The 13,891-nt window shown below is 69.3% G+C and carries 18 protein-coding genes and 1 pseudogene; 12 read left to right on the top strand and 7 right to left on the bottom strand.

Going from position 1 to position 13,891, the window contains the following annotated elements:
- Positions 1-16: 16 nt before the first annotated feature.
- Positions 17-523, top strand: coding sequence for a hypothetical protein (locus tag P7L68_RS01625; protein ID WP_371998691.1), 507 nt, complete (start codon positions 17-19; stop codon positions 521-523).
- On the opposite strand, the gene P7L68_RS01620 is transcribed toward P7L68_RS01625, so the two are convergent.
- Positions 514-1,269, bottom strand: a complete 756-nt coding sequence (locus P7L68_RS01620) for an SDR family NAD(P)-dependent oxidoreductase (protein WP_371998690.1) — start codon at positions 1,267-1,269, stop codon at positions 514-516. The two genes, P7L68_RS01625 and P7L68_RS01620, sit on opposite strands and share 10 nt — an antisense overlap.
- Positions 1,270-1,403: 134 nt before the next feature.
- Here P7L68_RS01620 and P7L68_RS01615 point away from each other — a divergent pair, with 134 nt between their 5' ends.
- From P7L68_RS01615 to P7L68_RS01595, 5 genes are all read left to right on the top strand, one after another.
- Positions 1,404-1,991: a TetR/AcrR family transcriptional regulator gene (locus tag P7L68_RS01615; protein WP_371998689.1), complete on the top strand. Its 588-nt coding sequence runs from the start codon at positions 1,404-1,406 to the stop codon at positions 1,989-1,991.
- A 147-nt stretch (positions 1,992-2,138) separates the two neighbouring features.
- Entirely contained in the window at positions 2,139-3,158 is a 1,020-nt protein-coding gene (locus tag P7L68_RS01610; RefSeq protein ID WP_371998688.1) for an AraC family transcriptional regulator ligand-binding domain-containing protein, read from the top strand.
- Positions 3,159-3,630: 472 nt separating this feature from the next.
- Positions 3,631-3,948 carry a hypothetical protein gene (locus P7L68_RS01605; RefSeq protein WP_371998687.1) on the top strand — a complete coding sequence of 106 codons (318 nt, stop codon included), beginning with the start codon at positions 3,631-3,633 and terminating at the stop codon, positions 3,946-3,948.
- Positions 3,941-4,285 carry a hypothetical protein gene (locus P7L68_RS01600; RefSeq protein ID WP_371998686.1) on the top strand — a complete coding sequence of 115 codons (345 nt, stop codon included), beginning with the start codon at positions 3,941-3,943 and terminating at the stop codon, positions 4,283-4,285. Before P7L68_RS01605 ends, P7L68_RS01600 begins: the two co-directional genes overlap by 8 nt.
- Before the next feature lie 28 nt (positions 4,286-4,313).
- Entirely contained in the window at positions 4,314-4,607 is a 294-nt protein-coding gene (locus tag P7L68_RS01595; RefSeq protein ID WP_082828848.1) for a GIY-YIG nuclease family protein, read from the top strand.
- Positions 4,608-4,699: 92 nt separating this feature from the next.
- On the opposite strand, the pseudogene P7L68_RS01590 reads toward P7L68_RS01595, so the two are convergent.
- From P7L68_RS01590 to P7L68_RS01580, 3 genes and pseudogenes are all read right to left on the bottom strand, one after another.
- Positions 4,700-4,873: pseudogene (locus P7L68_RS01590) on the bottom strand (VapC toxin family PIN domain ribonuclease); the annotation flags it as partial.
- Between the two features lie 61 nt (positions 4,874-4,934).
- A complete protein-coding gene (locus P7L68_RS01585; protein ID WP_371998685.1) occupies positions 4,935-5,138 on the bottom strand; it encodes a plasmid stabilization protein in 204 nt (67 codons plus the stop codon).
- Entirely contained in the window at positions 5,125-5,841 is a 717-nt protein-coding gene (locus P7L68_RS01580; RefSeq protein WP_371998684.1) for a Crp/Fnr family transcriptional regulator, read from the bottom strand. The genes P7L68_RS01585 and P7L68_RS01580 overlap by 14 nt, the downstream gene beginning before the upstream one ends.
- Positions 5,842-6,085: 244 nt before the next feature.
- Here P7L68_RS01580 and P7L68_RS01575 point away from each other — a divergent pair, with 244 nt between their 5' ends.
- From P7L68_RS01575 to P7L68_RS01565, 3 genes are all read left to right on the top strand, one after another.
- On the top strand, positions 6,086-7,741 hold the full coding sequence (locus P7L68_RS01575) for an adenylate/guanylate cyclase domain-containing protein (RefSeq protein WP_371998683.1): 1,656 nt from the start codon (positions 6,086-6,088) through the stop codon (positions 7,739-7,741).
- A 12-nt stretch (positions 7,742-7,753) separates the two neighbouring features.
- Positions 7,754-8,593 carry a helix-turn-helix transcriptional regulator gene (locus tag P7L68_RS01570; RefSeq protein WP_371998682.1) on the top strand — a complete coding sequence of 280 codons (840 nt, stop codon included), beginning with the start codon at positions 7,754-7,756 and terminating at the stop codon, positions 8,591-8,593.
- Between the two features lie 106 nt (positions 8,594-8,699).
- Positions 8,700-9,464, top strand: a complete 765-nt coding sequence (locus P7L68_RS01565) for a siderophore-interacting protein (protein WP_371998681.1) — start codon at positions 8,700-8,702, stop codon at positions 9,462-9,464.
- Positions 9,465-9,482: 18 nt separating this feature from the next.
- On the opposite strand, the gene P7L68_RS01560 is transcribed toward P7L68_RS01565, so the two are convergent.
- On the bottom strand, positions 9,483-10,502 hold the full coding sequence (locus tag P7L68_RS01560; protein ID WP_371998680.1) for an NADP-dependent oxidoreductase: 1,020 nt from the start codon (positions 10,500-10,502) through the stop codon (positions 9,483-9,485).
- An 89-nt stretch (positions 10,503-10,591) separates the two neighbouring features.
- Here P7L68_RS01560 and P7L68_RS01555 point away from each other — a divergent pair, with 89 nt between their 5' ends.
- The 3 genes from P7L68_RS01555 to P7L68_RS01545 all read left to right on the top strand — a co-directional run bounded on the left by P7L68_RS01555 (position 10,592) and on the right by P7L68_RS01545 (position 12,163).
- Entirely contained in the window at positions 10,592-11,140 is a 549-nt protein-coding gene (locus P7L68_RS01555; RefSeq protein ID WP_371998679.1) for a TetR/AcrR family transcriptional regulator, read from the top strand.
- A gap of 106 nt (positions 11,141-11,246) precedes the next feature.
- Entirely contained in the window at positions 11,247-11,636 is a 390-nt protein-coding gene (locus P7L68_RS01550) for a DoxX family protein (protein ID WP_371998678.1), read from the top strand.
- Between the two features lie 89 nt (positions 11,637-11,725).
- A complete protein-coding gene (locus P7L68_RS01545; protein WP_371998677.1) occupies positions 11,726-12,163 on the top strand; it encodes a VOC family protein in 438 nt (145 codons plus the stop codon).
- An 11-nt stretch (positions 12,164-12,174) separates the two neighbouring features.
- Here the strand turns inward: P7L68_RS01545 and P7L68_RS01540 are convergent, their stop codons facing one another.
- Entirely contained in the window at positions 12,175-12,909 is a 735-nt protein-coding gene (locus tag P7L68_RS01540; protein ID WP_371999233.1) for a sulfite exporter TauE/SafE family protein, read from the bottom strand.
- Between the two features lie 151 nt (positions 12,910-13,060).
- A complete protein-coding gene (locus P7L68_RS01535) occupies positions 13,061-13,891 on the bottom strand; it encodes an ABC transporter permease (RefSeq protein WP_371999232.1) in 831 nt (276 codons plus the stop codon).

Genomic DNA, 13,891 nt, shown 5'->3' with positions numbered 1-13,891 from the left:
GCCGACGCCTGGCCGCATGCTGCTGCCCGGCGCGGTGGTGCCACGGGGACGGCCGCGCCTGCACTATCTGCAGATGATGGCCGATACGCTGCGCAGCCATCTGAAAGGCCGCGACCTGGCCGGGCGGATCTATTATTCGGTGGCGCCCTTCGCGCTGGGCGCGGGGGAGATGAAGTTTCAGTGCCGGCCGGATGCCGCCTGGCGGAATGTGCGGGGCGGCAGCTTCGCCGAACGGCTGCGCAAGGCCTTCGCCCGCGGGCCGATCGGCTTCGACTTCCTGATCCAGCCCCGCCAGGGCGAGCACGAGCTGCTCGACGACGGCATCGCCCGCTGGACCGGGCCGTTCACCGCCGTGGCCCGGCTGGAGCTGCCACCCCAGCCGGTGGTGGCGGGGCGCGGCCGCGACACCGCCTTCACGCCCTGGAACGCCCTTGCCGCCCACCGGCCGCTGGGAGAGCTGAACCGGCTGCGGCGGGTGACCTATGCCGCATCGGCAGCAAGGCGGGGGGCGTCTCAGACCTGAACGCCGCCGGCGATGTCGACGACGCCGCCGGTCATGTAGCCGCCATGGGGTCCGGCCAGGAAGCAGACCAGCCCCGCCACCTCGTCCAGCGTCGCGATCCGGCGGATGGGATGCAGATCCATCACCGCATCGGGCACGCTGTCGCCCACCTCCGCCGCCATGTCGGTGGGCATGATGCCCGGCTGGACGACATTGACCGTGATGTTGCGCGGCCCCAGATCACGCGCCGCCCCGCGGGCATAGCCGGCGATCGCCGCCTTGCTGCCGGCATAATCGGCGACGCCCGGAAAGGGCACGCGGCTGCCGAGCGCCGAGCCGATGAAGATGATCCGGCCGCCATCCGACAGCACCGGCGCGGCCGCGCGCGTGGTCGCCACGGCCCCCGCGACATTGGTCTGCCACAGCCGGTCGAGCCGGGCCGTGTCGGCGGCCGGATCGTCCACCATCCGGCCCAGCACCGAAATGGCGGCATTGTTGACCAGAATGTCGAGCCGGCCGAATTCGGCCATCACCCGGCCGATCAGCGGTGCCGCCGCGGCGGTATCGGCCTGATCGCTGCGAAACGCGGCCGCGCGCACCCCCCTTGCCTTGAGATCCGCGACCACCGCCGCCGCCTTGTCGGCCGAGGCGACATAGCTGATCGCCACATCCGCCCCCCGATCGGCCAGCGCCCCCGCCACCGCGGCACCAAGCCCGCGGGACCCGCCGGTGACCAGTGCCACCCTGCCCGTCAGCATCTTCGACATGAGACCTCCGTTTTCGACGCTCCAGAGAGCGTTTCATTTCGTACTGATCATTATAGTAATGATTGGTATGAAATATGGACAGGGGTTGTCAAGCGGCATAGGATGCAAGCCGTGATCAATTCCGGGCGGGACTGATGGGGCGCCATCGCGAATTCGACGTAGATCAGGCACTCGACGCCGTGATGTGCGTGTTCTGGCGCAAGGGCTTTGAAGGCGCGTCCTATACCGATCTCACCCGGGCGGCCGGGGTGGAGCGGCCGGCGCTGTATTCCGCCTTCGGCAACAAGGAAGCGATGTTCCGCAAGGCGCTCGCCCGCTATTACGAGCGCCATCTGGACTACATCCCGGCGGCGCTGGAGCTGAAGACGGCGCGGGAGGTGGCGGCCCATATCCTGTTCAGCGCGATCGACCTCAACACCCGATATCCCGACCATACCGGCTGCCTGGGCATCAACGGCGTGCTGGCCGGATCGGACGAGGCGGAGCCGGTACGGCAGATGCTGATCGAGGCCCGCGCCGCCGGCGAGGCGCAGCTCGCCGCCCGGTTCGAGCGGGCGAAGCGCGAGGGCGATCTGCCGGCTGCCGCCCGCCCCGAGGTGCTTGCGGCCTTCCTTCTGACCACCCTGCACGGCCTGGCGGTGCAGGCCAAGGCCGGATTCAGCCGCGAGAAGCTGACGGCGATCGCCGAACAGGCCCTGGCCGCCTGGCCCGCGGCCGGGTGATCCGGCGCGGCATTCCGCACTGGCCGCTTTACGCCGGCCGACTTCCGGTTTATCCCCTGACCGCAGGGACAAGGGGTGGGGGAAAGGCCGGCGGAACGTATGACAACGGAGAACGGATCCGGATCACGGAACACGGGCGAGGGAGACGTGCCGGCCGGCACGATTTCGGCCCATCTGGTGGCCGAAGCCCTGGAAGGCGCCCATCGGCTGCGGCTGGATACCGGGCCGGTGCTGCGATCGGCCGGCATCGACCCGGTCGCCCTGACCCGGCCGGGGGCGCGGGTGGATGCAGAGACCTATGCCCGGCTGTGGCGCGGGCTGACCCGGCTGCTGGATGACGAATTCTTCGCGATGAACCGGCGGCGGATGAAGCGCGGCAGCTTCGGCTTCATGTGCGCCACCGCCCGCGAGGCGCCGGATCTGGGGGCGGCGATCCGGATCATGACCCGGTTCATGATGCTGGTCTTCGACGATATCGATCTGCGGCTGCTGCGCAGCGGCGACCATGCCCAGCTGGTGATGCGGGGCCGCCGCCCGACCGGCGGGGCGCCCCTGCCCCCGCCGCGGGCCTTCGCCGATTTCACCATATGGCTGATGCTGCACGGGGCCGCCTGCTGGCTGGTGGGCCGGCGGATCCCGATCCGCTGGATCGACGTCCGCGCACGGGTGCCGGCCTATACCGACGATTACCGCCGGTTGTTCTGCAACGATCTGCGCTTCGGCCAGGCCGACAGCCGGCTGGTCTTCGATGCCGAGCTGCTGGACCTGCCGATCGACCGCTCGCGCCGCTCCCTGACCCGCTTTCTGAAACAGGCCCCGGGCAATATTCTGGTGCGCTATCGCAATGCCGATGCCTGGCTGGTGCGGGTGCGCCACCATCTGCGCGGCCTGCACCCCGACGACTGGCCGGATATCGACAGCCTGGCCGCCGCCTTCGGCATCTCCACCGCCACCCTGCACCGCCGCCTGGCGGCCGAGGGCCAGAGCTACCGGGCGATCAAGGACGCGCTGCGCCTGGACATCGCCATCGACGTCCTCCGCGACCCCACCGCCTCGGTCGCCGACGCCGCCGCCGCGGCCGGCTTCGCCGACCCCAGCTCCTTCCACCGCGCCTTCCGCAAATGGACCGGCCAGAGCCCGGGGCGGTATCGGGCGGAGGGGGGGTAGGAACAGAGGGGGCGATATGGCAGAGCCTGACGACACGCTCGCTGCGGGACCTGGTGCAGGGCCTGGCTGACGGTGGAGATGTTTGTGCGCAAGATGGCCGGGGCGGAGCCGGACACAGGCGTTACCTGACCGGCCAGCGAGGGGTTGTCCGCGGCACCCTCGATGTCTGACTCCGGCAGTTCCGGCGCACGCCCGGAAGAGACCACCGTCATCCCGGCGAAGGCCGGGATCCAGGTTGGCTGCCACGAAAATGAATGCCGGATATCCGGAGAGACCGAACTGTCGGGCATCGGACTGGATGCGGTCATCAGGGCCGGCACGCGTAAGTCCGGCAGCCGTCACGCGGCGGCAAACCTGGATCCCGGCCTGCGCCGGGATGACGGTGGAGGTGTTTGTGCGCAAGATGGCCGGGGCGGAGCCGGACACAGGCGTTACCTGACCGGCCAGCGAGGGGTTGTCCGCGGCACCCTCGATGTCTGATCCCGGCAGTTCCAGCGCACGCCCGGAAGAGACCACCGTCATCCCGGCGAAGGCCGGGATCCAGGTTGGCTGCCACGAAAATGAATGCCGGATATCCGGAGAGACCGAACTGTCGGGCATCGGACTGGATGCGGTCATCAGGGCCGGCACGCGTAAGTCCGGCAGCCGTCACGCGGCGGCAAACCTGGATCCCGGCCTGCGCCGGGATGACGGTGGAGGTGTTTGTGCGCAAGATGGCCAGGGCGGAGCCGGACACAGGCGTTACCTGACCGGCCGGCAAGGGGTTGTCCGCGGCACCCTCGATGTCTGACTCCGGCAGTTCCGGCGCACGCCCGGAAGAGACCACCGTCATCCCGGCGAAGGCCGGGATCCAGGTTGGCTGCCACGAAAATGAATGCCGGATATCCGGAGAGACCGAACTGTCGGGCATCGGACTGGATGCGGTCATCAGGGCCGGCACGCGTAAGTCCGGCAGCCGTCACGCGGCGGCAAACCTGGATCCCGGCCTGCGCCGGGATGACGGTGGAGATGTTTGTGCGCAAGATGGCCAGGGCGGAGCCGGACACAGGCATCACCTGACCGGTGGTCCTGCGCATCCCAAGGAATTTTCGCAGAGTGACGATGGCCTCTTGAAGGTTAAACAATAATACACAGGCCCAAGCAACAGAGATACGAATGACCTCACGTCAACCCTGTGTCTACATTCTTGCCAACGGTTATCATGGCACGCTCTATGTGGGCGTGACTACAGACCTTGCTCGCCGAATATTCGAACATCGAGAATCAACGGGGGATAGCTTTGTAGGACGGTACGATGTCCGGCGGCTGGTCTATGTTGAATTTCATGACAGGATCGATGATGCGATTCAGCGGGAGAAACGGCTTAAAGACTGGAAACGCTCGTGGAAAATTCGACTGATCGAAGAGCAGAATCCAGAATGGCGTGACTTATTTGACAATATCATTTGACCACATGCTTATTCCATAGGGATGACTGCCCCCTCACCCCCCGCATAAGCCTCTTCCACCAGTTCCCTTCCCGCGCGAGACGTCGCGCTGCCTCAGCGCCAGGGATCTATCACCGTCAAGCCTGCGGCATCGAATGCAGCCGTATCGCACGATGCGACGGCGAATCCGCGTGCAGCGGCGATCGCGGCGATATAGCCGTCGGGGGTAAGGAAACCCTTTCCGGCTGCACGTGCCTTGACGGTGAGATCGGCATGGGACCGTGCGGCCGGGTCTCCGGGTCGCAGGTCACCTTTCGAAGACGGCACCGGCACCCGGCAGGATCACGCGTCAATCGAACGCCATGGGTTCGGCAGGCCGCTTATCCCGCGCCCCTTCGATGGCGTCGATGTCGTCACGGGTGATGCCGTGCCTTTGCCCGATGTCCTGCAAAACCGTGCCGAGCCGCAGGCGACCTTCGGGACGCATGGCGGCGTCGAGACCGGCGCGCGTCTCCGCTTTGGTGTTGCGGCTATCCCCCTCACCCCCCCGCATAAGCCTCTTCCACCAGCTGGCGCAGGCGGGCCGGGTCGAGCAGGACCAGGGCGCCGCGGCGGCGGTCGAGCAGGCCGGCGCGGGTGAGGGCCGCCAGTTCGCGGGACACGGCTTCGCGGTGCGAGCTGATCCGCGCGGCGAGGTCGGCCTGGATCGGCGGGGGCGAGATGATCGCATGGGCGGGGTCGCGCGGGTCGGGGCGGGAGAGGCGGAGCAGTTCGGCATAGAGCCGGTGGCGGACATTGAGGGTGGAGAATTCGGTGACCCGGGTCGCCAGCATCCGCACCTGGCCCGCCAGAAGGCCCAGAACCTGATCCGAGACCGAGGGGTGGTCGTGGATCGCGCGGCGGAAGATGGCGGCGGGCATGCGCGCGACGGTGGCGGCCGTGACCGCCTGGATGCCGGCGGAACGCGGCTGGCCGTCGATCGCCGCGAGTTCGCCGAAGAATTCGCCGTCGCCAATATCGCGCAGAATGACGCTCTGCCCGCCGGGCTGGCGGATCATCACCCGCACATGGCCACGGACCACGAAGAAAACATCGGTCCCGTCGTCCTGATGATCTATGATCGCCGCGCCGGCCTCTACCCGCCGCCAGCTGCAGGCGGCATCGAGGGCGGCGATCTCGTCGGGCGACAGCGCCCCGAACAGAGGAATACGTGCCAGGCTGTCCCTGGCGGAACGAGGGTCGGTGCGTCTGACCATGCTGGGTCGCATATCTTTCCGGTGGTCGTTCGGCGCCCGGCGTCCGGCGCAGGGCCGGCGGTCGCCTGGCGGCGCGGATGCGGCGGAGACCGGCTCAGCCCGAACCGGCTCAGCCCGAACCGGCGCAGCCCGGCCGCCCGCGCCGGTTCTGGCCCGGCTGCGCATCATATCGGGCCTCATCCTCTTCCTCTATGCAAGCTGTCACTTTCTCACCCACGCCTCGGGCATCCTGACCGCACCGGCCATGGAGGCAACCAGCCGGGTGCTGCTGGCGCCGTGGAAGGGCTGGATCGGCCATACCGCGCTCTATGGTGCCTTCACCATCCATGCGGCGCTGGGGCTGCACGCCCTGTGGCGGCGGCGGCATCTGCGCATGTCGGCCGTGGAGGCCTGGCAGCTGGGGCTGGGGCTGCTGATCCCGCTGATCGTGATCCGCCATGCGGTGAGCGTGCGGCTGGGCGAGATGCTCTACGGGCTGGACGACAGCTACTGGCGGCTGCTCGCCGGCTACTGGCTGCCCGAGGCGGGCATCAACCTGTTCCTGCAACTGCTGCTATTGGTCGTGGTCTGGGTGCATGGCTGCATCGGCCTCTACCGCTGGTTGCGGTTCAAGACCTGGTTCATGGCCCGGTCGCATCTGCTGCTGGTCGCCGCCTGCCTGGTGCCGGTGCTGGCGGTGATCGGCATCGCCATCGCCGGGGCGGATATCCAGGCGCGGGCGGCCGCCGGCGATCCGGAGCTGGCCCGCATGACCGCGATCGCCCCCGAGGTGGCGGCCGCAGCCCGCGCGGGCCTTGGCCCCTGGGTCGAATGCCTGACCGGCGCCTGGGTGCTGCTGGTGGCGACGGTGCTGACCGGGCGGCTGCTGCGCGACGGCCATGCCCGGCGTTTCCGGGCGGTCCGGATCCGCTATGCCGGCCCGGCGGCCGCCGATGGCGGCGACACCACCGTCACGGTGCCGCGGGGCTGGAGCGTGCTGGAAGCGAGCCTCAGCGCCCGCATCCCCCATGCCTCGATCTGCGGCGGCCAGGGGCGCTGCTCCACCTGCCGGGTGCGGGTGCTGGACGGCGGGGACAGGCAGCCGCCGCCCCAGGCGGTGGAGGCCGGGATGCTGCGCCGGATCCGGGCCCCCGCGGATGTGCGCCTTGCCTGCCAGCTCCGGCCGCTCACCGATCTGACCGTGCAGCCGCTGATCCCCCCCGGCGCCCGCTTCACCGGCACGATGGTCGAGGATCGCACCGGCGCCGCCGGGCTGGTCGGCCATGCCCGCGAGGCGATGGTGGTGGCGCTGTTCACCGATCTGCGCGCCTCCACCCGGCTTGCCGCCGAACGCACGGCCTATGACGCGCTCTATCTGATCGAACGCTATGTCGATGTGGTGACCGAAGCGGTCACCGCCGCCGGCGGCCGGGTCACCGGCATCGCCGGCGACGGGGTGATGAGCGTGTTCGGCGGCACCGGACCGGTCGACGACGTGCCCGCCACCTGCCGGGCGGCACTGGCCGCGGCGGCGGCGATCTGGGACGGGGTGGATGCCCTGTCGGCCGAACTCCGCCACGAACTGGACGAGCCGCTGCGGATCGGTATCGGCGTGCATCTGGGGCAATCGGTGGTGGGCACCACCGGCATGATCGCCCCCAGGCCGATCCAGTTCCTGGGCGATACCGGCAATGTCGCGGCACGGCTGGAAGAGGCGACCAAGGCCGAACGCTGCACGGTGATCCTGTCGGAGGCGACGGTGGCCGGCGTGGTGGCCGGCGGGCGCGGCCCGGGGCCGGCCGATCTGGGGCGGATCGGGCATCGGGTGCTGGACATCCGCGGCCGCGGCGGCGCCATCGCGGTCCGGATCGTGACGACACGGGCCGAGCTGGACGTGATCCGCGGCCACCGGCCCGGTTGAGCGGAGGCGGCGATGCCCTTCTACCGTTTCGATCATGCGCCCGACCCGATGGAAAAGGCCGGATTTTCCCCCGAAGAGGTGCCGCGTGCCATCACCGCCATCGGCGCCGATCTGGCGGCCGGCATGGGGCTGACGGAAATGGGCGTCCATTTTCATCGCAAGGCCCAGCTGATCTTCACCCTGAAAGGCATCGTGCGGTGCGAGGCCGATGACGGGGTATGGATCGTGCCGCCGCACTGCGCGGTGTGGATCCCCGGCGGCGTTCCGCATACCGCAACCATCGCGGGCGCGGTGGAGGTCTACTGCCTGTTCGTCGCGCCCGATGCCGCCCCCGCCCTGCCCGCCGGCTGCTGCACGGTGGCGGTCTCGCCACTGCTGGAACAGCTGCTGCTGCATGCCGCCCGCATGCCGGTGCTTTACGACGAAGACGGGCCCGACGGCCGGATTGCCGCGGTGCTGCTGGACCAGCTGGCACGGGCACCGGTGGAGCAGCTGAACTTTCCGATGCCGAAGGATCCGCGGCTGCGCCGGATCGCCGCCGCGCTGATGGCCGATCCGTCGGATCGTGCGACGATCGAGACCTGGGGCAAGCGCATGGCCGCCGCCCCGCGCACGCTGACCCGGGCCCTGACGCGCGAAACCGGGCTCAGCTTCGGCCGCTGGCGCCAGCAGCTGCATATCCTGATCGCCCTGCAACGGCTGGATCAGGGCGCCGCCGTGCAGAGCGTGGCACTGGATCTCGGCTATGAAAGCGCCGGCGCCTTCGTGACCATGTTCCGCAAGGCCCTGGGCAAGCCGCCGGCGCGCTATCTGGCCGAGCGGCGGCGGCAGGATGGCAGCGGCGCGGATTGACCGGATATCGTAATATTTTGTCTGGTTGAACGAATGTGGTCAGCGCCGGGGCTACCTATCTTGCCCCTGACGCCAAGATTCGACGCCCGACCACAGGAGCGCTGCCATGACCTCGACCTTCGAACCGCGCACTGATGCCGCACCGCAGCCCGGCCGGATCGCCCGCACCTTGCAGAGCTGGTTCATGCGCCCGGCACGGGTCGCGGCGGTGGAGACGCTGTCGCCGCATTTCCGGCTGATCACGCTGGAGGGGGCGGCGCTCAAGGATGTCGCCTGGACCATCGGCCAGAAGCTGCAGGTGGCGATGGGAACCGGCATGACCGCCCGGACCTACACGCCGATTTTCTGGGATGCCGCCGCCGGGCGGACGCAGCTGCTGGCCTACTTGCACGACCGGGACGCAGGGCCGGATGCGACACCCGGCAGCCGCTGGGCCGCCGGGCTGACGGTTGGTGCGGAATACCGTGTCTTCGGGCCGCGCCGGTCGCTGGATCTCTCCGATCCCGGCAGCGGATGGCCGGTCGTGGTGTTCGGCGACGAAACCTCGTTCGCCCTCGCGGCCTCGCTCGGGCCCCGGAGCGACGAGAGCGCACATCTGTTCGAGGTGTCGGATGTTGCCGAGGCACGGCTGGTGCTGGCGCGGATAGGGCTGGACCGTGCGCGGGTGATCGGCCGGCAGGCGGGGGATGCACATCTGGCGGCGGCCGAGGCCGAGCTGATCCGCCTTGCCGCCCGGGGCGCCCGCTTCGCCCTGACCGGCAAGGCCGGATCGATCCAGCGGATAAGCCGGGCCCTGAAGGCGATCGGCGTGCCGGCGGCACGGATCCGGGCCAAGGCCTATTGGGCGCCGGGCAAGACCGGGCTGGATTGAGCCGCCGGCGCCCGACCGTCAATCGACGGTGAGCACGATCTTGCCCTGGATATGCCCGGCTTCGGCCCGCTCATGCGCCGCACGGGCCCGGGCCAGCGGATATGTGCTGTCGATCACCACCCGGATACGGCCGTCGCTCAACAGCGGCGCCAGCTGCCGCAGCTGCGCGCCGCTGGAACGAACCTGGGTGGTGGAGACGACGACACCCTGCCGCGCGGCATCGGCAGCGCCGGTGAAACCGAGCGGAAAGATCGGGAACAGGGCGCCGCCGGGCTTCAGGGTCTTCAGGAAACGGCCGGTCGCCGCACCGCCCACAGCATCGACCACCAGATCGAGATCGCGGACGACATCTTCCGGCGGGGTCTCGCGATAGTCGATGACCCGGTCGGCGCCCAGATCATGCAGCAGCGCCCGGTGCCGGCCAGAGGCGGCCGCGACCACCCGGGCGCCTTTCAGCTTCGCGATCTGAAGCGCCAGATGCCCCACGCCACCGGCGGCGCCGTTGATCAGCACCGTCCGGCCATCGAGCGGTACCGGTCGGTGGGGGGCCGGCTGAAGCGGGTTCGGCACGTCGTGGCCCGGATCGACCAGGAATTGCCAGGCGGTGAGCAGCGACATCGGCGCGGCGGCGGCATGGACATGATCGATGCCGGCCGGCTTCGGCGCCAGCTGCGCGGCCGGCACGCTGACATAGCCGGCATAACCGTTGCTGCCGCCGAAGACGCCTTCGGGGAAGCGGACCAGCGCATAGACCGCATCGCCTGCGGCAAAACCGCCGACGCCTTCGCCGAGGCCCGCGACCACGCCCGAAACATCCGTGCCGGGGATGATCGGCAAGCCGCCATCGGGCCGCCATGCGGGCGGCAGGCTGCGATAGCCGTCGCGCAGATACCAGTCGGGCGGGTTCAGCCCCGCCGCATGCACCCGCACCAGCACCTCGCCCGGGGCAGGCCGGGGGCGCGGCACCTCTTCGTAAACCAGAACCTCAGGGCCGCCGAAACGGTGGATCCTGACCGCCTTCATCATCGCGCCCGACATGGCTTTCTCCATCATGGCATCTGTGCTATCAAATACGGAGCAGTGCACCGGTTATATCCGGATCGGTGCTCCGTTTTTCAAGAGGCCGGATGAGAGCGGACGCACAGAAAAACTACGAACAGCTGCTGGCCGTGGCGCGCCAGGTGATCGCTGACGAGGGCGCCGAGGCGTCGCTGCGCGACATCGCCCGCCGGGCGGGTGTGGGGCTCGGCACGCTGTATCGCCATTTCCCGACCCGCGAGGCCCTGCTCGACGCCCTGCTGCGCAACGGTTTCGACGCGCTGGCCGGGCGGGCGGCAGAGCTTGAAGCCCGGGAAGATCGCGGCGCCGCCCTGGTCGCCTGGCTGCGCGAGGCGGTGGCGATGACCCATGAATACCGGGGCGCGATCGCCCTGATGGTGGCGGCGATCGCCGACGAAGAGTCGGCGCTGCACGGGTCCTGCACGGGGCTGCGCGCCGCCGGCACGCAGCTGCTGCACCGCGCCCAGGAAACCGGCGCCGCCCGGGCCGATATGGACGGCAACGACCTGTTCGCCCTGATCAGCGCCCTGGCCTGGCTGGCCGATCAGCCGCCTCTGGTGCCGCGGGCGGATCATCTGTTCGACATCATCACCGGGGCGATCCTGACACGCGGATGAGCGGGGCTGTGGCGAAGGCCACTGCGGCGGACCCCTGCCGGGCGCAGGATGCGGGCGACGCGGCAGATTGCCGCACCACGCGCCCCTCCCTCCCCGGAGACATCCGATGGACAAACTGCTCAGGCCCTTCCAGCCCCAGGCCTATGCGCTGCTGCGCATCGTGACCGGCTTCCTGTTTCTGTGGCACGGCACCCAGAAACTGTTCGGCCTGCCGCCGGCGGGCTTCACCCCGCCCGCCTGGATCGTCTACACCGCCGGGCCGATCGAGCTGATCGGCGGCGCGCTGGTGATGATCGGCCTGTTCGCCACCCCGGCCGCCTTCCTGTGCAGCGGCATGGCGGCGGCGGCCTATTGGGTGGGCCATGCCAATGGCGGGCTGCTGCCGATCGTGAACAAGGGCGAGCTGGCGGCGCTTTACGCCTTCGTCTTCCTGTTCATCGCCACCGCCGGCCCGGGCATCTGGAGCCTGGACCGGCTGCGCGGCAAGGCCGGCTGACGCCGGGCGGCCGAAGGTCTATGGTGAAGGCGGGCGCCCCCCTGGCGCCCGCCTGCACCCGTTCAAGACTGCCGGAAGGACTGTTTCCCGTGCGCTATCTGCACAGCATGATCCGCGTCCGCGACCTCGACGCCGCCCTCACCTTCTTCTGCGACCAGCTGGGGCTGAAGGAGGTGCGGCGGAAAGAGTCCGAGGCGGGGCGCTTCACCCTGGTCTTCCTTGCCGCCCCGGACGACGTGACCGGCCCCGATCAGACCGCGCCGCTGATCGAGCTGACCTGGAACTGGGATCCGGAAGATTATGGCACCGCGCGCAATTTCGGCCACCTGGCCTTCGCGGTGGACGACATCTATGCCACCTGCCATAGGCTGATGGAGGCGGGCGTGACCATCAACCGCCCGCCCCGCGACGGCTATATGGCCTTCGTGCGCTCCCCCGATCTGATCTCGGTGGAGCTGTTGCAGAAGGGCGAGCCGCTGCCCAAGGCCGAGCCCTGGGCGTCGATGCCCAATACGGGGGTCTGGTAGGGACAGGGTCTTCAGATCACCTGCTTCACCAGCAGCAGCCCGGCCGCCGCCGCCGACAGCGCCAGCACCAGCCAGCGCATGGCATCGCGCGGCAGCCGGGCCGCCAGCGGGCCCGAGATCCAGAACCCCACCGCCAGCGGCAGGGCCAGCCAGGCACCCAGCGCCAGATCATGCAGGCCGAACCGGCCGACGGCCGCAAGGGCCCCGATCGAGATCAGCGTGCCGGCGACCAGATAGGCACCGATGGTGGCGCGCAGCGCCGCCGCATCGGCGTTCTGATAGACCAGCGCGATCGGCGGCGTGCCGACCGAGGTGATCGTGCCCATGAAGCCCGAGACCAGGCCGGCGGCGAAAAGCTTCGCCGGCGAGGGCACGATCTGCCGGCCGCGCAGCGACACCGCGACACTGATCGCCACCCCGCCCAGGATCACCAGCGCAAAGACGATCGAGAGTTCCCGGACCGGCAGGATGCCGATGAGCGTGGCGGCGGCGATGGAGGTGGGCAGCCGCCCGGCCAGCGCAAAGCCCAGCCCCTTCGGATCCAGCGCCGCCCTCTCCCGCCTGACCGCGAGCACGGCGACCAGCAACCCCAGCAGCAGCATCGGCCCCGGCAGCAGTTCGGGCATCAGGATCGCCATCACCGGCGCCGCGATCATGCCGAAACCGATCCCGCCGGTGCCTTGCAGGCAGGCCGCCACGGCGATCACCGCGCCCGCGATCAGCCAGTCCTGCGTGAAGAACGGCATCGATGCCTCCGTCTGTTTCTGGTTTTTCCATACTGTATACGATTTTGACGACAAGACGAGGGGCTTGTCCGGCCCGCCGGAGCACAGCCCCGCCAATCCCCCGTCACTGTCCGCTCAATGCCCCGGCCCGCTGCGCATCAGCCGCGCCGCATCAGCCGCCCCGCGTCAACCGGGTCTCGGCCAGCTGGATGGCCAGGTAGATCAGCAGCGACAGCAGGGCCAGGATGACGATCGCGGCCATCACCATGTCCATGCGGAAGATCTGGCTGCCATAGACGATCAGATAGCCGAGCCCGGCCTTGGCCGACTGGAACTCGCCCACGATCACGCCCACCAGGGCCAGGCCGGCATTGGCCTTCAGCGTGGCGATGAAGGTGGCGAGATTGGCCGGCAGCACCACCTTGCGCAGGATCTGCGCGCGGCTGGCCCCCAGCGTGCGGACCAGCTTGATCTTGTTGGGGTCGGTCTGCACGAAGCCGGTATACATCATCAGGATGGTGATGAAGACCGCGACCGCGACGGCCACCGCATAGATCGACTGGGTGGGGCCCAGCCAGATGTAGAAGATCGGCACCAGCGCGATCTTGGGCAGGGCGTTGGCGACCACCAGGAAGGGATCCAGCACCTTCTGCACCATCGGCCAGGACCAGAGCGCAAGTGCGGCGGCGGTGCCGATGATCATCGACAGCGCGAAAGCGGCAATGGTTTCCATCACCGTGACGCCGATGTGAAGGCCCAGATCGCCCTCGTCGATCAGCAGCAGGAAACCCTGCCAGACCGCACTCGGATGGCTGGTCAGCATCGGGTTGACCAGGCCGAGGCGGGGTGCCGCTTCCCAGAGCGCCAGCACCGCCGCCACCAGCAGCACCCGCCAGCCCAGCACGGCGACCCGCTCCCGCCGCCGTGCCGCCACCCAGGCGCGGTATTCGGGGCTGGCCGCCGGTGCGGCGGCCGGGCTGCCCTTCACGGCGTCACTCTGCAT

Source organism: Tistrella mobilis, from assembly GCF_041468085.1.
GTDB classification, from domain to species: domain Bacteria; phylum Pseudomonadota; class Alphaproteobacteria; order Tistrellales; family Tistrellaceae; genus Tistrella; species Tistrella mobilis_A.
The sequence above is the reverse complement of the archived record's forward strand: the minus strand, read 5'-3'. Positions and strand labels throughout refer to the sequence as shown.